Origin of the sequence: Winogradskyella sp. 3972H.M.0a.05 (genome assembly GCF_040493455.1) — a bacterium.
Classification (GTDB): Bacteria; Bacteroidota; Bacteroidia; order Flavobacteriales; family Flavobacteriaceae; genus Microcosmobacter.
In genome coordinates this window covers 528,466-550,525 of sequence record NZ_JANFDA010000001.1, presented here as the reverse complement: position 1 = coordinate 550,525, position 22,060 = coordinate 528,466, and the positions used below count along the sequence as shown (strand labels likewise).

Below are 22,060 nucleotides of genomic sequence, written 5' to 3'. Positions count from 1 at the left end.
CTTCGACATTTTAATGGAATCTATGACATAAATCATATTAAATCGATAACTCATACAACTCCATATCCATAGGCTCTCCATTTGGAGGTGTATACGATTTTAATAATGTTTTCTTCCAGATAAAATCGTTCTTCTCAGCTACTTTAATACTTGCTAAATTGCTTTCATGTGCAATTATTTGAAGCGTCTTTAATCCTAAATTTTCAAAAGCATGTTGTGTTAGTTGCTTTATAGATGTACTGATAATGCCCTTTCCTTCATATTCGTAACCTATGCAATAGGCAAACTCGCCTTGTTGTATTGTCCAGTCGAGCTCTTTGATATACACCAATCCTACCAAACCCTTCTTTTCCTTTTCTTTTATCGTGTAGAGAAACTCTGTTTTCTCTTGAAATTGTTTTGCCTTTTTTTCTGCAAAGAATTTTGAAAGCTCTGGCGTAAGATTCTGCGCCAAGGTTAAAGGAAAAAATGCTCTCAATCGGTCTTCATTGGCTACAGCGAAGTTGCAAAGATTCCAGTAGTCTTTTTCGTGTACTGGTTGGATATTGAATTGATCAAAGCTTAACAACATCTGATGTATTCGTTTCTTCTAAAGCCTCTACGGTTCTAATAGATGCAGCGGTTACAGACAATGGCAATACCAAGATGATTCCAACGACAGGAATCAACAACAGCAACATAAATCCTATACCATTTCCAATGGCCAAGCCTCGTCTTTGCCTTACAAAAGATAAGCTTTTGGAATAGTTGTAATGACGTTCCAATGTATAGTCCATATTACCAAAACCTGCATAATAGGCTTGTACTAAAAATAGTAATGCTGTAGAAAAGATATTGACGATTGGAATGACCTTCAAAATAAGAATCGGTATAGTCAGCAACAATTCCATTCCGAGGTTTCTGATATTGATGCGTATGCCTCGCCATAATTGCGATTGAAATGTACTTTTGCGATGCGAATGCAGTCCTCCTCCAGTAAGATGATTTTCTATTTTCTCTGAAACTGGACTCATAAACGGTGCCGAAAGCGCCATAATAATGTGCTTATACAAGATCAGCCCAATAGCCAAAATGATAATCCCAGAAATAAAATTACCTATACTGGTAAAGGTTTCTTTCCCCCATTCCCAAGGCCAGATTTTTGCGATATAAGCGCCAAGGTTATCGGACAAACCGTAAGCCGCTATTATAATTAAAGCTGCTGTGACTATGCTAATGATAATGGGGACACCAAAATATTTCCAAAGTCCTAGCTTAGAAATCAAATTAAATGATCCTGCATAAGCTTCTAATCCTTTGACTGTGTTCTTTAGCATGGTTGATTATTTATAAAAATTCATCTCGTCTACATATTCCCAAACATGTTCTGGAAGCATTGGTCTTACGTTTTTTCCTGCCATTATCGAATATCTTATAAAGGTAGAGGATAATTCCATAATTGGTGCATCGACTTTAATGATTCTAGGATGATCATTGAATTGAGAATCTACTTTTCCATCGGAAATTCTTGGGTAGACAAAAATGTTATGGTTTTCTAATATCACTTCGTAGTTTTTCCACTTGTGGAAACTCTTCAGGTTATCTTCTCCCATAATCAAAGCAAATTGATAGTCTGGGAATTTCTCTTGAAGGTATGTAAGTGTATTGATCGTATAGTTGGGCTGTGGTAAACCAAACTCAATATCGTTAGGTCTTAATTTTGGATATTCTTTTGTAGCTCTGTATACCATCTCCAACCGATGATGGTTATCCAATAAAGAGCTTTTCTTCTTGAAAGGACTATGCGGCGTGACCACAAACCAAACCTCATCCAAATCACTATTTTCAGCCAAATGGTTTGCTATAGTGAGATGTCCTACATGAATAGGATTAAACGTCCCAAAGTATAGTCCTATCTGTTTCAATTTTACTTTTTTTTTGAGTCAATAAACCCTTCAACTAAGTCTTCTGCTTCTTTAAGGGCTTTATTTAAATCATCATTAAGAATGACTTTATCAAACAGTGGTGCTGTTGCTAATTCGGCTGACGCTTTAGCAATACGCATATTGATCTTGTCTTTAGACTCTGTTTTGCGCTTTTTCAATCGTATCTTGAGCTCATCTATACTTGGCGGTTTCACGAAAATTGCCAGTGTTTGTTCTGGAAATTTGCGTTTAATTCTTAAACCTCCTGAAACATCAATATCAAAAATAACGTGCTTACCCGTAGCCCAAATACGTTCGACCTCGGTTTTTAAAGTCCCGTAAAAATTATCGCGATAAACTTCTTCCCACTCTAAGAATTCATCATTTTTTATTTTGTTCTTGAATTCTTTGAGCGACAAAAAATAGTAGTCTTTAGCATGTTCTTCTCTTCCTCTTTTTTCTCTTGAAGTTGCAGAAATTGAGAACTCTAAATTCAGTTTTTCAATATCTAATAAATGTCTAACGATGGTGGTTTTTCCAGAACCAGAAGGTGCTGAGAATACAATTAACTTTCCTTCTTTCATACTAGAGAACGTTTAGCAGTTGTTCTTTGATTTTCTCTAGCTCATCTTTCATCTGAACCACTAATTTTTGCATAGGAGCATAGTTACTCTTAGAGCCAATGGTATTAATCTCTCTACCGATTTCCTGGCCTATAAAGCCTAGCTTTTTCCCGTTAGAGTCATTAGAGTTAAGTTCTTTAATAAAGTAATCCAAGTGGTTTTTTAATCGGACTTTTTCCTCAGTAATATCGAACTTTTCTATGTAGTAAATTAACTCTTGCTCAAAGCGGTTTTCATCTACACGTTCTTTGATCTCTGCAATGCCTTTTTCTAATCGCTCTCTTACGCCTTGCATACGTTCTGGGTCCATAACGATAACAGCTTCTAGAAGTTTATCGATATTCTCTACTCTAGCTGCAAAGTCTTTTTCTAAGGCATTACCTTCATCCGTTCTGTAGGCATCAATCTTTTTTAGCGTGTCTGCAATGGTTTCAGAAATAATCTTCCACTCGTCTTCATCAATATCTTCTCTTTGTGTAGTGATAGCATCTGGTAAGCGAATTGCCATCTGTAGATAATCTGTATCATCGCCAGTTCCGTCAACAGCTTTTAATTGCTTAATGTATTCTTTGATAACGACATCATTAATCTTACTCGAGGTTTCTTCACCTGTAATTTCTACGTACAGTGAAAAGTCAATTTTTCCTCGTTTCAATACTTTGGCAATGGCACTTCTTATCTCTAGTTCTTTCTCTCTATAGATTGAAGGCATTCTACTATTGAGATCGAGGTTTTTACTATTGAGCGATTTTATTTCGATCGATATTTTTTTTGTTGGTAGTTGAATCACAGATTTTCCGTAACCTGTCATGGATTGTATCATAGACACTAATTGTAAATGTTGCGCAAAGGTAAGCAAAAACGCACAGTTATAGTGAAGTAATTGTATCGAAACCATCCTTGAAAAGCAAATAGAAGTTTTAAATTTGTGACTACCTAAACACAAGAAATGTATTTAAAAGAATTTGAAATTCGCTGGAGCGATATTGATGCCAATGGTCATTTAGCCAATTCGGCCTATATAAACTTTATGAGTCATACCAGAATGTCCTTTTTTACAGAATATGGCTTTTCACTCAATGAAATGGTGAGCCACAATCTTGGACCTGTAATGTTCTATGAAAACATCTATTACTTTAAAGAATCTTTTATCGGGAGACCTGTTAGAGTTAGCTTACAATTATCGGGTCTAAGTGAAGATGGGATGTTCTTTAGGTTTACACACAATTTTTACAATTCTAAGGGCGAAAATTTAGCCACTTGTGACGTAATGGGAGCTTTTATTGATCTAAAACAAAGACAGCTTTGCGGCCTGCCTGAAGAGCTTTTAGAATTAACGAATAAATTCCCAAAATCTGATGATTTTAAAGTGCTTACAAAGGAGGATACGCGCAGTCATGGCAAGCGTCCAGTAAATCTGCACTAAAAATAATTTTGTAAATTGAAGCCACTAACTTTTAAATTTTAATCTATAATGGAACACATTAATTGGCTTGCTCTTGTAGTGGCTGCCTTAATTCCTCTAGCTACTGGTTTTGTATGGTATGGTCCTCTTTTTGGAAAGGCTTGGATGAAAGAGTCTGGCATGACCATGGAAAAGGCAAAACAAATGAACCCTGTAAAAACTTATGGTTTGTGTGTGGTATTTGCATTTATTCTTGCTTTTTACTTAAACATTGAAGTTTTTACTGGAGGAGCACCACCAGATGACCTTCACGGTACTCCTGCCTTTATGACCTTCAAACATGGATTGCTTCATGGTGCATTTTTACCTGTATTTACAATTCTTCCTGCTTTTGCGACCAATGCGTTATTTGAGCAAAAATCATTTAAGTATGTGGCTATCAATGTCGGATATTGGATTTTAACTGCTGGTTTAATGGGCGGATTAATTAACGCTTGGGTATAATCTGAGTAAACACAACAAAGACATTAAGAGGCTGTTTTGGCCTCTTTTTTTGTGCTTGAGTTTTCTTTGAACGGTTGATGCTGCTTATAAGACTTTATCTGCACATTCTTAATGAATGGTTTCATCAATTGATTTTGAATCGTTTTTCTATGTCTTATATAGCATGTTAAATCTTCAGGTAGAGCACCCAATGTGCTTTTTATTTCTGAAGCTGTTCTACCTAAATTGATGCGTTTAGAACCATGTTCAATGCCAAGACGTACATAGTCGTTGAGAATTCTGGGGTAAATAGCATGTGATTTATTCAAACTATAATCTAATCCTATAAAATGAGCATCTAGATTATCTTGATTGACCATCGCAGATAGATAACCTACCAGTTTATCATCTGAGAAGTAACCCTTCACAATAAACTTATCTCCAAAAAAGGCTTTAAGGTGTGTATAGGTATTAAGGTTTAAGACTTGGGCATTAAAGTTGGAATTAGAAATAGTATTCTCATACAATGCTTGCAGCTGGTCTTTGTATCGTTCTATACATTCTGGAGTGAACAACTTTGCCTTGAGACTTTTACTAGTCGAATCAGCTTTGTTTGCTTTCACCCTATACTTAGACTTAAGCGCATTTTTATAATCATCAAAACTTGTCCACTCCTCTTTGAGATAGATAATCATATTGGGCTCTACCTTCATAGGGATATAGTCATAGCATCTTAGGGAGTTTGTAATATAAAGTGACTCTTGCTTGAAGTCTTTTATGAAAATCGCATTGAGAGTTCTATTGGGTTTATAAAGCTCTTTTACAGCATCGGCTATCGCTTTGAAAGTCTCTTCCTTATCCTCTCCTTTTTTCAAAAATGTACCATATTCTCCACTTAAAAAGACATTACCGCAAAATAAAATACGTGGGCTATTCTTATTGAAAAAGTTATTGATGTTGCGCTTTATTGTGTCCGAAATCTTGATATTCTTAGTAATCGTTTCAATGCTAATGGTAACGATTTGTGTATTCGCAAAAGCTATTGCCTCATCTCCTCTAAAAATAATGATGTACTTAAACTCTATGTCATCATGAGCTAGTTCGAAAGCTTTAAAAAATTCTGGAGTATAATAAGTATTATCACAGCAACCCAAACTATCCCAATGTTTGGAATCAATATCATCGATGTGATCAAAAAAAGAAGCTGTCAACTGTCCCATTAGGTTGATTTAAGTTTAGATTTAGGATTAAACGAAACTAAGTATACGCCAGCAAAAATTAGAAGCATTGCGATAATTTTAACACTATCTATGCCATCGATTCCCATGACCAAAGCAAAAATTCCTGCTATTACTGGCTGTAGATAGATAAATGCGCCAACGGTCGAAGCCCTTAGTTTGGTTAGTGCTAATGGATTCAATATATAAGTCGCAAAAGTGGCTCCTATTATTACAAATGCTACGGAAAAAGTAATGTATGGCGTGAATGTTTCCCATTGGATTTCCATTAATTCACCATAACCAAAAGGAATGACTAATACCAAACCAAATAGGAACAACCATTTTATAAACGTAAATGGATGGTACTTAGCTGTAAGCCTCTTAATCAAAATTATATAAATACTGTATGAAATCGCGTTCAGAAAAATAAAGGTATTTCCAAGTAAAACATTATCTGCTGCTCTTGGAGATTTTCCATAAATAGTTAAAACTATGGCTCCGCAAAACCCAAGAAATACACCCAATATTTTCAGCTTGGTGACTCGTTCTTTTAGTAATATTGATGATAGAATTAATATTATAATCGGTGTACTAGTTACAATAGCTGAAGCATGTATTGGTGAGGTATACTCTAATCCTTTGAGGAATAAAAGCATATTGATCGCTACCCCAAAAATTGCTGCATAGAAAAACTGCAAATAGTCTTTCTTCTCAACTTTTTCTGATTTGAAAAACAGACCAAATAACCAAAACAATAGTGTTGCGCCTGCTACACGTAAGATTACAAATGCAAATGGTTTTATGTAGCCGCCATTCATAACAATTTTGGCAAACGTATAGTTAAACCCATAAAGCAGCTGTACCAAAAAAACAGCAATTAATGCCAGCTTCCGATTAAACATGCATTGCTAGTTTTGCTGCTTCCACATTTTTCTTGGAATTGCCAATAAAAATTTGATCATCTACAATCATTACTGGTCTACTCAAAAATGTATAATGGTCCAAAATGTAGTGCTTGTAATCTTCCTCAACTAGATTTTGATTCTTCAAATCCATCTCTTTATAAAGTTTTGCCCTTTTACTGAATAAGCTTTCATAACTCCCTGAAAGTGCTTTCATTTCGTCCAATTGCTTTACAGTAATGGGTTCATTTTTTATGTCTTGGAGAATGTAGTCGTCTGATGGGTTGAGTTCTTTCAGAATACGAATACAAGTGCTACATGTTTTGAGGTAATATATTTTTTTCATTTTGAATCTTAAATAGACTACAAAGAAACGGTATTCTGAGTAAATCTATATCTTATTCAACCTTCAAAAACGAATCTATGTCCGAGAAAGGAATCACAAATTCTGTATAGCCTTGGGCATACGAAGCAATTTCGTAGACATTGTACAGAAATACAACTCCTTCTTCTGTAAACCCTATGTTGGCAGGTAGATGAAATGGTTCACCAAAAAAGTAATCCTTAATTGAAGCATCTTCAGCATTAACTTCTTCTTCAAAATATTTTTGGGCAAGTTCAGTTAATTTATCATTTAACTTCAGAATATCTTCATTCTTAAGTAAGTCTCCTGTTTCAGCATTAAAATTCAGAAATGTGATATTGTCATTCCCATGAGCGCCTCCAGTATCTAAATAGGTATTCATAGCTACCGAAATAATCTCTGGAGATTGATAGATGACTTCTCCTTCTACTGAAGCAGTCCACTCTTGTGCACTATCTGGAAATTCCTCTTTGAATCGTTCGTATTCTGTGTTGAAGGTCTTAACAGCATCAGCCAAATGGACATCCGTTAGTTCTTCTTCAGAAAAACTAATCGCATTCACCACATGATTTTCTATAACCTTGTTTATTTTGGAAACTGCAGGTGTGTTCCCTTCCGCCTCGGGATACAGGATGGTGATTTCAGCACCTTTTACAGAAGCAATAGCTTCTTCTGAAAACGCAATGTTTATTTCCTTCTTACATGAAAAGAGTGCTAACGAAAGCAGTAAAATTGCTACTCTAAAAATGCTGTTGATAGGTTTTTTGTTAAACATCGTCTAAAGGTACCTCTAAGATTTGAATACAACGAATTTAAAATTAAATTTGTTGCGCTGATACAATAAGATTTATGAAATTTAATACTAAAACTATACACGGAGGACAAGAACACGATAAGGCTTATGGTGCAGTGATGCCTCCAATCTATCAAACCTCAACATATGCTCAGAGTACACCTGGCGGTCATAAAGGGTTTGAATATTCTAGAACACACAATCCAACACGAAAGGCTTTAGAAAATTCTTTTGCAAGTATAGAAAATGGTAAGCATGGTTTTGCATTTGCCTCTGGAATGGCAGCCATTGATACTGTAATAAAGCTGTTAAAGCCAGGTGACGAAGTCATTTCTACTAATGACCTCTATGGTGGTTCCTATAGACTTTTTACCAAAGTGTTTTCTAAATATGGTATTAAGTTTCACTTTATTGGTATGGACAACGCCGATAAGATAGCTTCTTATGTCAATGAGAATACGAAACTGATTTGGGTTGAAACACCTACAAATCCAATGATGAATATTATTGATATCAAAGCTGCTTCAGAAGTTGCTAAAGCCAATAATATTTTACTAGGAGTTGATAATACTTTTGCGACACCTTATCTACAAAGACCATTAGATCTTGGTGCTGATATCGTGATGCATTCTGCTACAAAATATCTTGGTGGCCATAGTGATGTGGTGATGGGTGCGTTGGTTGTAAATGATGATGATTTGGCTGAAGAAATAGCATTTCTTCAAAACTCAAGCGGTGGTGTTCCAGGACCTCAAGACAGTTTCTTAATGCTGAGAGGTATAAAAACACTACATATTAGAATGCAACGCCATAGCGAAAACGGAAAAGTCATTGCAGAATATTTAGCGTCTCATCCTAAGATTGAAAAGGTATATTGGCCAGGGTTTGAAAGTCATCCTAACCACGATGTTGCTAAAGCACAAATGGACGATTTTGGCGGGATGATTTCTTTTGTAACTAAAGGCAACAGCTACGAAGACGCAATTAAAATAGTTGAGAAGCTTAAGATATTCACTTTAGCAGAATCTCTCGGTGGCGTGGAGTCTTTGGCTGGTCACCCAGCAAGTATGACACATGCTAGTATCCCAAAAGAAGAACGTGAGAAAACAGGTGTTGTAGATGCTTTGATTCGCTTGAGTGTTGGTATTGAAGATGTAGATGATCTTATTGCTGACCTAGAGCAAGCCATAGGGTAAAAGTTATTTGTCATACCTGCGCAGGCAGGAATCTATATGACATTTTAAGGGTTTTGCATCACACTTCGACTTCGCTCAGTGTTCATACAGAAGGGTCAAAGTCGGTTTTAAAAATGATAAAATGCATCTTCTAGATGCTCTATCTCAAAATCATTATTTTGTTTTACGATAGCAATAATATCGAATCGTACTTCGACATCAAGACTATTGACATTAACATACTCATCAACCGCTTTTATGAGGTTTTTGATTTGCTTGGGTTTTACAAAATCCTGAGGGTTTCCAAAATCTGAAGTAGATCTTGTTTTTACTTCAATAATTGCAAGTATTTCACCTTGTTGTGCTATGATATCGACTTCGGCTTTATCAAATCGATAATTGCGTTCTAGTATGTCATATCCTTTTTCAACTAAGAAGTTTACAGCTAACTGCTCGCCTTTTTTACCAAGTTCAGTGTGTTTTGCCAATCTTAATTTTTGAAGGTTAGTATTGATTGGTCTTTTCCTGATTTTAGCTCAACCTCTCTACCCAAAATCATAGCACGATTATCTCTTTCGTGTCCAGCAGGCATGTTAAAGGCAATTGGGAAGTCATATTCCGAAAGTGCATCGACGATGAGTTGTTCTATGGAGCTTCCCCAAAGTGCAGTGTTATTCTTTTTCATTTTGGTAAAATCCCCAACCAGAACGCCTTTGCAGTTATCGAAATAGCCCGCACGCTTTAAGGTTTGCAGCATACGATCGACATGATATTTATATTCACCAATTTCTTCTATAAAGAGAATTTTTCCAGAGGTATCTATAGATGTATCGGAACCCAGCATGGTATGTAATAGCGTAAGGTTTCCACCTACTAGTTGTCCACTAACCGTTCCTGATTTATTTAAGGTGGATCCTTCTAAAGTATAAGACAGAGACGCTCCAAAAAGTGCATCTTTAAAGGTGTCAATCGCTGGTTTTATCTTACTCAAATCCTTAGTAAGGCTTGTACACATCAAAGCATGGATAGATTCAAACCCTTCGTTATGCAATTGATTGTGCAATGCAGTAATATCGCTATACCCTATGAGCCACTTTGGTTTTTCTTTGAATTTGGTATAATCAATCTTATCCAAAATTCTAACAGTTCCATAACCGCCTCTGGCACACCAAACAGCACTAATAGTTGTATCATCCATCGCGTTTTGCAAATCTTCGCAACGTTCATCATCAGTTCCTGCAAAATGGTTGTTTTGTTTGAAGACATGTTGCCCTACAACCACATTCAACCCCCAACTTTTTAGCAGAGCTTTAGCCTGATCTACTTCATCTTCACGATTAATTAAAATTCCAGATGGTGCAACAATCGCAACGGTATCTCCTGCTTTTAGATATGGTGGCTGTATCAAGGTGTTTGTGTTTTCAGAGTCTTTTTGTTGTGTCGTAGCTGTATTCATTCCGAAGAAAAAAAAGCAACATACAACAGATATTAAAAAGGCATATTTGGACATATCGTAAAAGTACATTTTTTTTCCTTATCCCTTTAAGAATGCGTACTTTTGTGCCCTCAAAAGATGAATATTATGTCGAACAGATATACCATAACAGCAGCACTTCCATATACCAACGGTCCAATTCATATTGGTCACTTAGCTGGTGTATACGTGCCTGCTGATATCTATGCAAGGTACTTACGCTTAATTGGTAAAGATGTTGCCTTTATTTGCGGAAGTGATGAGCATGGTGTGCCAATTACCATCAAAGCAAAAAAAGAAGGTGTCACACCACAAGATGTCGTTGATAAATACCATGCTATCATAAAGCAGTCTTTTGAAGATTTTGGAATCTCGTTCGATAATTATTCGCGTACTTCTGCGAAGATTCATCATGATACTGCTTCAGAATTTTTCAAAACGTTATATGACAAGCATGAATTTGTAGAGGAAGTTACCGAACAACTGTATGATGAAGAAGCAAAACAATTCTTAGCAGATCGTTTTGTTATAGGAACCTGTCCAAAATGTGGTTATGAAGAAGCTTATGGCGATCAATGCGAAAACTGTGGAACAAGTCATAATGCTACAGATCTTATAAATCCAAAATCAGCCATTACAGGAAACACACCTACACTTAAAGAAACTAAACATTGGTTTCTACCCTTAAATAAGCATGAAGATTTCTTGAGAGAGTGGATCCTAAAAGGGCATAAAAAAGACTGGAAACCAAATGTGTATGGACAATGCAAATCTTGGATCGATGATGGGTTAAGACCAAGAGCCGTAACCAGAGATTTGGATTGGGGAATTCCTGTTCCTGTTGAAGGAGGAGAAGGTAAGGTGTTGTATGTTTGGTTCGATGCTCCTATCGGCTACATTTCTGCTACAAAGGAATGGGCAGAACGCGAAGGTAAAAACTGGGAAGACTACTGGAAAGATGAAAACACCAAACTTGTACACTTTATAGGTAAGGATAATATTGTATTTCACTGTATCATTTTCCCATCGATGCTAAAGGCTGAAGGAAGTTATATTTTACCTGATAATGTCCCTGCCAATGAATTTTTGAATTTGGAGGGCAATAAATTGTCAACTTCAAAAAATTGGGCTGTTTGGTTACATGAGTATTTAGAAGATTTCCCTGAGAAACAGGATGCATTGCGCTATGCTTTAATTGCTAATGCACCTGAAACAAAGGACAATGATTTTACTTGGAAAGATTTTCAAGCTAGGAACAATAATGAATTGGTTGCCATCTTCGGAAACTTTATTAATCGTGTGGCTGTACTCACTAATAAGTACTATGATGGGGAAGTTCCTGAGCCTTCAGAATTTACTAAAATAGATGAAGATACTTTAACAGCAGTTAAAGCCTATCCTGCCGTGATTGCTAGTTCTATAGAACGTTATCGTTTTAGAGAAGCAAGTCAAGAACTTATGAATCTTGCACGTTTAGGAAACAAGTACTTAGCAGATGAAGAGCCTTGGAAAAAAGTTAAAGATGATCCTGAACGGGTAAAAACAATCATGTTCGTTGCGCTTCAAATAGCATCTGCATTAGCTATACTCAGTGAACCATTGTTACCATTTACTTCAAATAAGCTGAAGTCAATCTTGAATAGTGATGGTAATTCTTGGGAAGAGGTTGCAACTAAAGATATTCTACTTCCTTCTGGTCATAAACTTCAAGAAGGAAAAGCTGAACTATTATTCAAACCAATAGAAGAAAAAGACATCCAAGCACAATTAGATAAGTTAGAGGCTAGCAAAAAAGCTAATGAAGCTGCCAATGCTACTGTTGAACCTCAAAAGGATACCATTACTTTTGATGATTTCACGAAGTTAGATATCCGAGTCGGTACCATCCTCGAAGCGGAGAAAATGCCAAAGGCCAAGAAGCTTCTCGTTTTAAAAGTGGATACTGGAATTGATGTTAGAACCATTGTATCTGGTATTGCTGAAAGTTATAAAGCGGAAGACGTTATCGGAAAAAAAGTAACTGTTTTGGTGAATCTTGCACCAAGAGCCTTGAGAGGTGTGGAAAGTGAAGGCATGATTTTAATGACCGAAACACCTGAAGGTCAATTGGTATTTGTGAATCCAGATAACTCTGTTGAAACTTCTAATGGGTTGAAGATTAGTTAAATAAGTCAATATTATCTAACTAATCTTCAGCATAATACTTTTCATATTACATCTCTGTTTAACACTAGTTAACACTCATTGACACCATTTTTTTGAGATCCTAAAAAGTATTTTTTTATTTTTGTAGTACTTTTATTACAAAAAAGTCCCTTAATCTAAAAAATTCTTTTATATGAAACGAAATCTACTTACGCTTATAGTATTATGCATAACCTTCTATTCTCTTGCACAAGTGCAGGTAACTCCAGGAACTGAACCTTTTTATTTAGATAGAGACGTTTGTACCTATTATGCAAATCCAACTCCAAAGAAAGTATCAGTACTAAGGTCAAATGCCTTACAAGAAAGAATGGCTAACGATACACCTTGTTCTACAATTAATGTTATCTACAACGGCTTTACTGCTGAAGCTCAAGCTGCTTTTGAGTTTGCAGTAAGTATATGGGAACACTCTTTAGAATCTTCTGTACCAATCACTGTAAATGCCAACTTTAGCTCTCTCCCACCTGGTGTTTTGGGTGGTGCTGGACCTAATGGGCTTTTTCCGCTTACTGGTGATGAAATTCCTGAAAATACACTTTACCCTGCTGCATTAGCCGAAAAAATCACTGGCTCGGAAATTGGAGGTGATAACTCTGTAGACATTAATGCCACTTTTAGCAATATTGCTAACTTTTATTTTGGCTTAGATGGCAACCCTCCTATTAATCAAATCGATTTTGTTTCTGTAGTTTTACACGAATTAGGCCATGGGTTGGGAATCTCTGGCTTTGGAACTGTAAACAATAATAATGAAGGTGCAATAAGAAACTCTGGAGGTTTTGTAAGTATATGGGATCAATTTATTGAAAATAACTTTGGGATTTCTATCTTAGCATATCCAGATCCTTCTATTTTATTACGCAATCAACTTACTAGTAATAACCTATTTTGTAATAGTGCTGAAGCAACAGCTCAAAATAACAACATACAACCAAAAACATATGCGCCTACTGTTTTCCAACAAGGCTCTAGTTACAGTCATTGGGATGAAACTACTTACCCTGCCGGGCATCCAAACTCATTAATGACACCATCTATTGCATCGGGGGAAGCAATGCATGATCCTGGTCTAGTAACTTTAGGATTTATGCAAGATATGGGTTGGACTATATGCGGTTCTTTGCTCAGTGTAAATGAGCTTACAGTAAATGATTTGGAGGTCTTCCCTAACCCGTTTACTTCTAGTATAAAAATAAAACTCCAAAACGGTTCTTATTCCAATTTTGATGTCAGTATCGTAGATATTAACGGAAAAGCTGTTTACAACAATTCTTATAATGTTCAAAATGGTGAAATAAACATTAATGATCTAAAAAATCTTGGAAATGCGATGTATTTCTTAATTATTAAGGATAATGAGACTGGGGCTAGTTTAACAAAAAAGATAGTCAAGCAATAAGCATTAGCGTAGATCAATGAAAAGATATAATTTAGGGGACTACGAATCGTAGTCCCTTTTTATATTATCATATTCTTAAGGCGTTAATATCATGCTCAAAATAGCATACCATCCAATCTACAAACATCCTTTACCTGAAGGACATCGTTTTCCCATGATAAAGTATGAATTGCTCCCTGAGCAACTCCTCCATGAAGGTACTTGTACTAGAGATAATTTTTTTGAGCCTGAAAAACCTAATGACAAGCATATTCTTAACGTTCATACTCCTGAGTATTATTATGATTTGGTCAACATAACGCTAGATCGAAGTGCTGCTCGCAAAATTGGGTTTCCATTGAGTGAGGTTCTGGTAGAGCGTGAAGTAATCATTGCTGATGGTACTATAAAAGCTAGTGAATTCGCTTTAAAACACGGTATCGCCATGAATATTGCTGGAGGCACACATCATGCCTATACAGACAGAGGTGAAGCATTTTGTTTACTGAACGATCAAGCAATAGGTGCACGATACCTTCAAGCAAAAGGATTGGTTAAAAAAATTCTGATTGTTGATCTTGATGTGCACCAAGGTAATGGTACCGCCGAGATTTTTCAGAATGATGCTTCAGTATTTACCTTTTCTATGCATGGTAAGAGTAATTACCCCTTCAAAAAAGAACAAAGCGATTTAGATATTTCCTTAGACAATGATACAGATGATGAGACTTATCTAAAATTACTGAAATCAATGTTACCCAGACTCATCCAACAGGAGCAACCCGACTTTATATACTACCTAAGTGGCGTGGATATTATTGCTTCGGATAAGCTTGGAAAACTGGGCTTATCTATAGAAGGCTGTAAAGAGCGAGATCGTTTTGTACTGCAAACCTGCAAAGACCAAAACATCCCTGTAATGTGTTCCATGGGAGGAGGCTACTCTCCTGATATTAAAATTATTGTAGAGGCACATGCTAATACCTACAGACTAGCGCAAGAGATTTTCTTTTGAAACACTGTAAGGTTTGTTGGGAAAAATTGACAACCTCTACATGACAAAAGAATTCAGAGAATTTAGCACAGGAGCTATCTTAAATGTAGCCAACGAGACATTACTACAAAACTTTCAAACTACAAAGCCTATTGGGCTTTTCACATTTATTTGGACCACAAGTTCTGATGCCGAAATTGAAGTAGATGGAATTCCTTTCACTTTGGAGGCTAATAAAATTCTGGCATTAACGCCAATTCAAAACTTTCAATACAAAAAAGGGAAAGACATTATCGTATATCAGTTTAACAGAGAGTTTTATTGTATCAAAGATCATGACAAAGAAGTCGGTTGTGTTGGTTTATTATTCTTTGGAAATGATTTTGTCCCTATTATTAGTCTGAATAAAAAAGAGCAAGAAAAATTCGACTTCCTTCATAATGTGTTCTTAGATGAATTGGAAACCAAGGATAACATACAGGCTGAAATGCTTAGAATGCTTATGGCGAGGTTCATGATAAAAGCAACTCGAATCCTTAAAAATAATTCTGAAACATTACGAACGCATGAATCTAAAATAGATCTGCTGAGGCATTTCAATGTTTTGGTGGATGCACATTTTAAACAAGAGCATAGTGTTTCTTTTTATGCGGATAAGTTGTTCAAATCTCCCAAAACCTTATCTAATACATTTGCAAAATTCAAGAAGAGTCCACTCAAGATTATTCATGAACGCATCATTCTTGAAGCAAAGCGTCAATTAATGTATACCGATAAATCTGCAAAAGAAATTGCTTATGATATCGGTTTCGAAGACGCTTCACACTTAAGTAGATTATTCAAAAAACACACTTTATTATCGCCTTCTCAGTTCCAAAAACAGCTCAAAACAACCGCTTAGGGAAAAATTGACAAGCGCTAAGGAAGTTTCACCATTCTATAGCCTTGTTTTCAGTCGCATCTTTGCAATGTAAAATTAAAACAAGGTAAAGATGAATGTAAAACATACCTCGATTTTCAATCTTATTGAAATCTTCAGAAAAGGAAAACAAAGGATAGAACATACTATAAGTCCTAAAACGCATTGTGAGCAAAAACACATTCACGACTTCTATTGTGATAGTGAGAAGCCACATATAAATATTCAATAAATAAAAATTAATACTTAAAAAAATAGAAATTATGAGCACATTTAATGTACCAACTAGAGACCAAGTAAGCGAAAATAACCAAGCAATTTTTGACACTTTAAAAGGAAAACTTGGATTTGTCCCAAACCTTTATGCTACTTACGCTTATAGCGACACAGCACTAGAAAACTACTTAACATTCTCTGGAGCAAAGACATCACTTTCTGCTAAAGAAAAAGAAGTTGTGAATCTTGCTGTGAGTCAAGTGAACGATTGTATCTATTGTTTATCTGCTCACACAGCAATCGGAAAAATGAACGGATTCTCAGATGATCAAATCTTAGAGTTTAGAGGAGGATACTCAACGTCAGATACTAAGTTGAATGCTTTAGCTAAGTTGGCTAAAAACATTACTGAAACTAGAGGAAAAACTGATGCTGATACTGTTGAGGCTTTCTTTAATGCAGGATACGATAAAGGAAATTTAATTGATGTAATCTCTTTAGTAGGTGATAAAACCATCTCTAATTACATCCACTCAACTACTCAAATTCCTGTAGATTTTCCAGTAGCTCAACCATTAGAAGCTCAAACCGTTTAAAAAATCATATCAAAAAATGAACGCAACTATAGAACATGCTCTAGCTGACCTTAAAGACCTTTTAGGCAAAGGGCAATTCCTTGAAGCAATGGATAAATATCTAGATGATGATGTGGTTTTACAAGAAGCCAATAATACACCAAAAGAAGGAAAAGAAGTATGCATCATTGCTGAAAAAGAATTGTTAGAAACCGTTACAGAATTCATTAGATACGACATAAACAATATCGCTATCGCTGGAGATGTATCTTACTATGAAGCTGTAATGGAATTCAAAACCAATGATGGTCAGCATCACAGATTTGAACAAGTCAATAGAACACAGTGGAAAGATGGCAAAATTATCAACGAACGCTATTACCACGCATAACAATAATTAACCTTAATTTTTATACAAAATGAAAAAAGTAATTGCAATTATCGCACTATTCGTAGGATTGACATTTAATGTTAATGCTCAAGACAAAATGATGAAAGACGCTAAAGTTGTGTCTTTTGAACAAACAAAAGGTGAATTCACTCAACAAAGTGTAACACTAAAAGAAGGAAATTACATCTTTGAAATATCCAATAATAATGTAGGACACGATGTAGGATTTGTATTAGTTCCTAAAGGCAAAGATGCATCAAAGCCAGAAAACCATATTAAGACAGCTTATGTTACTAAAGCTGTAGGTAACAACAAGGCTGAAAAGTCTCAAGTTACTGAGTTGAAAAAAGGGGAGTACATATACTTCTGCCCTTTGAACCCAACACCACAATATACTTTAACTGTAAAGTAGGTTTGTTTGTTAGATTAATTGAAAGTTGAAAAAGCTCCCAATATTGGGAGCTTTTTTATTAATACCATCCAAGACTTTTTAAACGTTCAATATCACTTTGTATCCATTGAAGATTAAGGCTATCGGAATCATCTTTGTATTGAACTCTCAGCTCTTGCAACTTCTTGTGTAATTGCTCTTGAACTGTTTTATATTCTGGTGAATCGTATACATTATTTAGTTCTTGGGGATCCTTTTCTAAATCATAAAGTTCCCATGCTTCAGTATTATAGTAAAAACGAATGAGTTTGTGTTGTGCCGTTCTTACCCCATAATGACGTTTCACCATATGGATTCCTGGATATTCGTAATAATGATAATACAAGGCATCTCGCCAATTGGCATTATTTCCTTCAAACAATGGCAATAAACTAAGTCCTTGTATATCTTCTGGGATGTCAACCTCAGCAATGTCTAAAACTGTTGGAGCAAAATCTATATTCTGAACTAAATCAGAGTTTACAGTACCTGCTTCAATTGACTGAGGATATCTAATCAATAAAGGTGTTCTAAACGATTCTTCATACATGAAGCGTTTATCGAACCAACCATGTTCCCCTAGATAGAATCCTTGATCAGAAGTATATACTACAATTGTGTTTTCAGTAAGGTCATTTTCATCCAAATAATCCAACAATCTCCCAATGTTGCGATCCACACTTTTTATCACGCCAAGATAATCCTCCATGTAGCGTTGATACTTCCATAGCGTTAAAGCTTTTCCCTTTGGTGTATTTTGCTGGAAATCTTCATTGATGGGTCCGTAAACCTTAAGCCATTGCTCTTGCTCTTCTTTGGTTAATCGGTTGAAACGCTCCGTGTAACTACTCGAGTACCAACCCAAGAATTCTTCATAATCCAATTTCTCCAAAATTTCTGGTGCAATCTTATTGTCCATGGTTAATGCCATATGGTCTGCGATGCGCATTTCTGCTTCTGCTGAAGCATTACTTTTGGTCTTGTATTCATCAAACAATGTTTCAGGCACTGGTATCTTTTTGTATTTGAAATCTTCCAAGTCGTGCATAGAAGGCCACCATTGTCTATGAGGTGCTTTATGATTGTACATAAGCATGAACGGCTTATTAGTATCTCTCAACGAATCTAGATAATGAATGGCTTTGTCTGTAATTACATCTGTAACATAGCCTGTTGTTTTTATGTCTCCGTCTGGAGTTAAAAATTCTGGGTGATAATAATGGCCTTGATCTGGCAATACTTCCCAAAAATCAAATCCCTTGGGTTTAGATTTGAGATGCCATTTCCCATAGATAGCAGTTTCATAACCTGCACCTTGAAGCAATCTTGGAAATGTTACTTGAGTGGTATCGAATACATCTAGATTATCCCTAACACTATTGAGATGGCTAAACTTACCAGTCAAAGCCACAGCACGACTCGGTGAACAAATAGAATTAGTAACAAAAGCTCTATTGAATAGCATACCCTCATTAGCCAATCGATCTATATGTGGTGTCTTAATGAGCTTATCGTCATAAGCGCTTAGTGCTTGGTAAGCATGATCATCTGTAATGATAAAGACAATATTTGGCTTTGCACGCAAGGATTCTTCCTTCTCTTTACAGCCTAATATTGAAAGGCCAAACACAAATATCCAAAGTAGTTTGTTCATGTTATTTGGATCTTTCTAATTTCCATGCCTCTATTTTATTCTGAAACTCTTTAACCTTTTCTGGATTCGCTTCAGCTAAATTATTATCATTACCAGGATCTGTTTTCATATCAAATAATCCAATAGTTTCAGTGGTTAAGTTCCATTGAAAAAACCAATCATTAGTCCTCGCCCAATAGGCTTCAATCTTCATTCCCATCATATCATCTTCTGAACGCATCTGAGTTGCTTTTCCGACGATAATATTTCGGTCAACTTTATTGGTGTCTTCTATAAGTTCCTTGTAAGATCTTCCAAAATAATTCTCAGGAACTTCAACATCGATATAATCCAGAATTGTAGCAGGTATATCAGCACTATGCATCAAAGCTTTGGACTTAGCCCCTGCTTTGATTTTGTCCTTCCATGAAAATATAATTGGTGTTCTAAAGGATTGATCATATACTGACAGTTTGCCTTTGTCGCCTCCATTATGCCAACGCAAGGAATCGTGTCTAAACTCCTGATGTGGTTCTTGTTCCCAGCCATTGTCATTGACATACACAAAAAGTGTATTGTCGAATTCGTTTTTCTCTTTAAGGTATCTTACCAACTCACCAACACCATCATCAAACCATGTACAGTTTGCGTAGTAACGTTTAGCAGATTCTGTCATATCTTCATCCTTGTAGATATTATAATATTTGTCTGGAGCATCAAAAGGATAATGTGGTAATTCTGGTGCAAACCAAATAAAGAATGGTTGCTCATTATACTTATCTATAAAATCATACACTGGTTGCATGGTCGCCCTAGCGAGTTGTCTTCCATCACCTCCCATAAATTGTAAGAACCAGTCATTTTTGCCTTTGTCTTCTTCTTTCCAACCTTTGGTCATCCCTTCATCGAAGCCTCCATTTTGATAATTGAACTCCCACCATTTCCCGCCTTGAAAACTTTTATAGCCTTCTTTTGCCAAAATCCTCGGAAGCGTTTGAAAGTATTTCATGGCGTGGTGTTTAAAGCCTATTGCCCATTGATCTGAATCTTGATATGGAATTCTTTGACTGTTAAGGGTATCTATTACCATTTGATTAACTTCCTGTTCATAATCAATTGGCAATGTTCCTGTCATTAGTGTTTGCAACGACGGTCTACAATGATTTTGCGGCACATAACCTTCCGTAAACAACGTTCCACTAGCAGCTAGAGCATCCATGTTTGGTGTTTGGACATAATCAGCCCCCATAAAACCAAAGTAAGGATAGCCTTGATCGTCACCTACCAACAAGATAATGTTAGGGTTTTCGGCGACTACAGTTTCTGCTTCTTTTTTGGTTTTCTTTTTACAGCTCAAAACGGCTATACAAATAAATAAAAGTGCTATCTGTCTCATGTGATAAGGTTTCAATTAATAAAACAATGAATAAATTACGGTTATTATTCCAATAGTAGTAAAGGCTAAGGCATTAAATTTTAATGATGTATTGAATAGTCCTTTTGGGTTGTAAAAATAGTTTGCCTTCTCATATTTGCTTTCAATGATTGATATTCCTATTGAAGCCACCATACACAATGCAAAAACAATTTCGATACGATTCATGAATGGTAACTCTGGAAATAAAAACTTCAGGAATATTGAAAACGGAAACGATAAAATCACACTCCACAATGCAGCATTAGAAGACATCTTTTTCCAGAATAACCCTAAAACAAAAATCGTTACGACTCCTGGGCTAATAAAGCCTGTGTATTCTTGTATAAATTGAAATGCTTGGTCTATATTCCCTAATAATGGTGCCACAATTGCACCAATAATCAAAGCAACTGCCGAAGACATCTTTCCGACTTTAACCAAACGTTTTTGAGAAACATTCTCTTTTGCCTTAGTCAAAAAAGGTTCGTAAATATCTAATGTGAAAATTGTCGATGTACTATTCACCATAGAACTCAACGAGGACCCAATAGCAGCAATCAATGCAGCTATAGCAAGCCCTTTGAATCCAATAATCACATAATTATTAATAATCCATGGGTAGGCTTCATCTGGTTTTGAAATTGGTGCATCCAACACAAACGCTGCAATTCCAGGAAGGACAACGATAAATGGCAACAATAACTTCATTAATGCAGCAAATGCGGTTCCAAGTTGAGCTTCTTTTAAGCTTTTAGCAGCTAAAGACCTCTGGATAATATATTGGTTCGTTCCCCAATAATAAAGGTTCGCCACCCAAATTCCTCCTATAAGCACACTCAATCCTGGAAGATTCTTATATTCTGGATTGGACTTATCTAAGATGAGATCGAACTTATCTGGTGCTTTGTGGTATAACTGATTCAAAGCTTCTATGATATTACTATCAATAGCATTGAGAATCATTATGGTTGCTATAATCCCTCCAATAATCAACACCACTACCTGTACTACATCTGTCCAAACTACTGTTTTGAGTCCACCAAAAATTGAAAAGGTAGCTGAATACAACACTAAACCAATAATACCAAGCCAAAGCGGAATGCCCAATAGTGTTTTTAATGCTAAGCTTCCGAGGTAAAGAATAGAGGTAATGTTTACAAACACGAATAAGAATAACCAGAAAATCGCCATACCAGTTTTGACGCGATTGTCAAATCGTTTTTCCAAGAACTGAGGCATGGTATAAATTTCATTCTTTATAAAAACCGGAAGAAAAAATTTAGCAACTAACAATAAGGCTAAAGCTGCCAACCACTCATAGGAAGCAATCGCCAATCCAACAACATAACCTGAACCAGACATCCCAATAAATTGTTCGGCCGAAATATTTGAAGCAATCAGAGAGCCTCCAATTGCCCACCATGGTAAAATATTACTAGCAAAGAAGTAATCCTTAGCGTTTGTACTTTCCTTTCGTGATAGATATATCCCAATACCTACGATAACGAGTAAGTACGCAACTAATATGATAATGTCTAATTGTTCCATGTTTTGAG

The 22,060-nt window shown here is 35.9% G+C and carries 25 protein-coding genes; 11 read left to right on the top strand and 14 right to left on the bottom strand.

The window, feature by feature from the left end:
• Window positions 1–37: 37 nt before the first annotated feature.
• The 5 genes from NCE97_RS02550 to NCE97_RS02530 are packed head-to-tail and all read right to left on the bottom strand — an operon-like array spanning window position 38 to window position 3,350.
• On the bottom strand, window positions 38–571 hold the full coding sequence (locus NCE97_RS02550) for a GNAT family N-acetyltransferase (RefSeq protein ID WP_353777291.1): 534 nt from the start codon (window positions 569–571) through the stop codon (window positions 38–40).
• Window positions 555–1,316, bottom strand: coding sequence for an EI24 domain-containing protein (locus tag NCE97_RS02545; RefSeq protein ID WP_353777290.1), 762 nt, complete (start codon window positions 1,314–1,316; stop codon window positions 555–557). Before NCE97_RS02545 ends, NCE97_RS02550 begins: the two co-directional genes overlap by 17 nt.
• Window positions 1,317–1,322: 6 nt before the next feature.
• Window positions 1,323–1,904, bottom strand: a complete 582-nt coding sequence (nadD, locus tag NCE97_RS02540) for a nicotinate (nicotinamide) nucleotide adenylyltransferase (RefSeq protein ID WP_353777289.1) — start codon at window positions 1,902–1,904, stop codon at window positions 1,323–1,325.
• 2 nt (window positions 1,905–1,906) lie between these two features.
• Window positions 1,907–2,488, bottom strand: coding sequence for a guanylate kinase (gmk, locus tag NCE97_RS02535; RefSeq protein WP_353777288.1), 582 nt, complete (start codon window positions 2,486–2,488; stop codon window positions 1,907–1,909).
• 1 nt (window position 2,489) lies between these two features.
• A complete protein-coding gene (locus NCE97_RS02530) occupies window positions 2,490–3,350 on the bottom strand; it encodes a YicC/YloC family endoribonuclease (protein WP_353777287.1) in 861 nt (286 codons plus the stop codon).
• Window positions 3,351–3,476: 126 nt separating this feature from the next.
• Between NCE97_RS02530 and NCE97_RS02525 the strand changes: the two genes are divergently transcribed.
• Together NCE97_RS02525 and NCE97_RS02520 are read left to right on the top strand one after the other, a co-directional pair.
• Window positions 3,477–3,953: an acyl-CoA thioesterase gene (locus tag NCE97_RS02525; protein ID WP_353777286.1), complete on the top strand. Its 477-nt coding sequence runs from the start codon at window positions 3,477–3,479 to the stop codon at window positions 3,951–3,953.
• Window positions 3,954–4,001: 48 nt separating this feature from the next.
• Window positions 4,002–4,436 carry a DUF1761 domain-containing protein gene (locus tag NCE97_RS02520; RefSeq protein ID WP_353777285.1) on the top strand — a complete coding sequence of 145 codons (435 nt, stop codon included), beginning with the start codon at window positions 4,002–4,004 and terminating at the stop codon, window positions 4,434–4,436.
• 23 nt (window positions 4,437–4,459) lie between these two features.
• Here NCE97_RS02520 and NCE97_RS02515 read toward each other — a convergent pair whose 3' ends face one another.
• Genes NCE97_RS02515 through NCE97_RS02500 form a run of 4 tightly spaced genes read right to left on the bottom strand, consistent with a single transcriptional unit; the run spans window position 4,460 to window position 7,676 of the window.
• A complete protein-coding gene (locus NCE97_RS02515) occupies window positions 4,460–5,635 on the bottom strand; it encodes a hypothetical protein (RefSeq protein ID WP_353777284.1) in 1,176 nt (391 codons plus the stop codon).
• Window positions 5,635–6,537: a DMT family transporter gene (locus tag NCE97_RS02510; protein ID WP_353777283.1), complete on the bottom strand. Its 903-nt coding sequence runs from the start codon at window positions 6,535–6,537 to the stop codon at window positions 5,635–5,637. The genes NCE97_RS02515 and NCE97_RS02510 overlap by 1 nt, the downstream gene beginning before the upstream one ends.
• Window positions 6,530–6,883: an arsenate reductase family protein gene (locus NCE97_RS02505; protein WP_353777282.1), complete on the bottom strand. Its 354-nt coding sequence runs from the start codon at window positions 6,881–6,883 to the stop codon at window positions 6,530–6,532. The genes NCE97_RS02510 and NCE97_RS02505 overlap by 8 nt, the downstream gene beginning before the upstream one ends.
• Window positions 6,884–6,935: 52 nt before the next feature.
• Complete coding sequence (locus NCE97_RS02500) at window positions 6,936–7,676, bottom strand: DUF3298 and DUF4163 domain-containing protein (RefSeq protein WP_353777281.1); 741 nt, start codon at window positions 7,674–7,676, stop codon at window positions 6,936–6,938.
• 74 nt (window positions 7,677–7,750) lie between these two features.
• On the opposite strand from NCE97_RS02500, the gene NCE97_RS02495 reads away from it, so the two are divergent.
• Complete coding sequence (locus NCE97_RS02495) at window positions 7,751–8,890, top strand: cystathionine gamma-synthase (protein WP_353777280.1); 1,140 nt, start codon at window positions 7,751–7,753, stop codon at window positions 8,888–8,890.
• A 107-nt stretch (window positions 8,891–8,997) separates the two neighbouring features.
• On the opposite strand, the gene NCE97_RS02490 is transcribed toward NCE97_RS02495, so the two are convergent.
• A complete protein-coding gene (locus NCE97_RS02490; RefSeq protein ID WP_353777279.1) occupies window positions 8,998–9,357 on the bottom strand; it encodes a YraN family protein in 360 nt (119 codons plus the stop codon).
• A 2-nt stretch (window positions 9,358–9,359) separates the two neighbouring features.
• Window positions 9,360–10,394 carry a S66 peptidase family protein gene (locus NCE97_RS02485; protein ID WP_353777277.1) on the bottom strand — a complete coding sequence of 345 codons (1,035 nt, stop codon included), beginning with the start codon at window positions 10,392–10,394 and terminating at the stop codon, window positions 9,360–9,362.
• 57 nt (window positions 10,395–10,451) lie between these two features.
• Here NCE97_RS02485 and metG point away from each other — a divergent pair, with 57 nt between their 5' ends.
• From metG to NCE97_RS02445, 8 genes are all read left to right on the top strand, one after another.
• Window positions 10,452–12,509, top strand: coding sequence for a methionine--tRNA ligase (gene metG, locus NCE97_RS02480; protein WP_353777276.1), 2,058 nt, complete (start codon window positions 10,452–10,454; stop codon window positions 12,507–12,509).
• Window positions 12,510–12,681: 172 nt separating this feature from the next.
• Entirely contained in the window at window positions 12,682–13,950 is a 1,269-nt protein-coding gene (locus NCE97_RS02475) for a T9SS type A sorting domain-containing protein (protein ID WP_353777275.1), read from the top strand.
• Window positions 13,951–14,041: 91 nt separating this feature from the next.
• Complete coding sequence (locus tag NCE97_RS02470; RefSeq protein WP_353777274.1) at window positions 14,042–14,944, top strand: histone deacetylase family protein; 903 nt, start codon at window positions 14,042–14,044, stop codon at window positions 14,942–14,944.
• A gap of 40 nt (window positions 14,945–14,984) precedes the next feature.
• Window positions 14,985–15,824 (top strand): helix-turn-helix domain-containing protein, encoded by an 840-nt coding sequence (locus NCE97_RS02465; protein ID WP_353777273.1) that lies wholly within the window; start codon window positions 14,985–14,987, stop codon window positions 15,822–15,824.
• Between the two features lie 91 nt (window positions 15,825–15,915).
• Window positions 15,916–16,074 (top strand): hypothetical protein, encoded by a 159-nt coding sequence (locus NCE97_RS02460; RefSeq protein ID WP_353777272.1) that lies wholly within the window; start codon window positions 15,916–15,918, stop codon window positions 16,072–16,074.
• 31 nt (window positions 16,075–16,105) lie between these two features.
• On the top strand, window positions 16,106–16,654 hold the full coding sequence (locus NCE97_RS02455) for a carboxymuconolactone decarboxylase family protein (protein WP_353777271.1): 549 nt from the start codon (window positions 16,106–16,108) through the stop codon (window positions 16,652–16,654).
• Window positions 16,655–16,670: 16 nt separating this feature from the next.
• Complete coding sequence (locus NCE97_RS02450; RefSeq protein ID WP_353777270.1) at window positions 16,671–17,024, top strand: hypothetical protein; 354 nt, start codon at window positions 16,671–16,673, stop codon at window positions 17,022–17,024.
• A 28-nt stretch (window positions 17,025–17,052) separates the two neighbouring features.
• Window positions 17,053–17,436 carry a cupredoxin domain-containing protein gene (locus NCE97_RS02445; protein WP_353777269.1) on the top strand — a complete coding sequence of 128 codons (384 nt, stop codon included), beginning with the start codon at window positions 17,053–17,055 and terminating at the stop codon, window positions 17,434–17,436.
• 58 nt (window positions 17,437–17,494) lie between these two features.
• On the opposite strand, the gene NCE97_RS02440 is transcribed toward NCE97_RS02445, so the two are convergent.
• The 3 genes from NCE97_RS02440 to NCE97_RS02430 are packed head-to-tail and all read right to left on the bottom strand — an operon-like array spanning window position 17,495 to window position 22,052.
• Entirely contained in the window at window positions 17,495–19,108 is a 1,614-nt protein-coding gene (locus tag NCE97_RS02440) for a sulfatase family protein (protein WP_353777268.1), read from the bottom strand.
• Window position 19,109: 1 nt separating this feature from the next.
• Window positions 19,110–20,483, bottom strand: coding sequence for a sulfatase family protein (locus NCE97_RS02435; RefSeq protein WP_353777267.1), 1,374 nt, complete (start codon window positions 20,481–20,483; stop codon window positions 19,110–19,112).
• Window positions 20,484–20,498: 15 nt separating this feature from the next.
• On the bottom strand, window positions 20,499–22,052 hold the full coding sequence (locus NCE97_RS02430; protein WP_353777266.1) for a sodium:solute symporter family transporter: 1,554 nt from the start codon (window positions 22,050–22,052) through the stop codon (window positions 20,499–20,501).
• Between the last annotated feature and the right edge of the window lie 8 nt (window positions 22,053–22,060).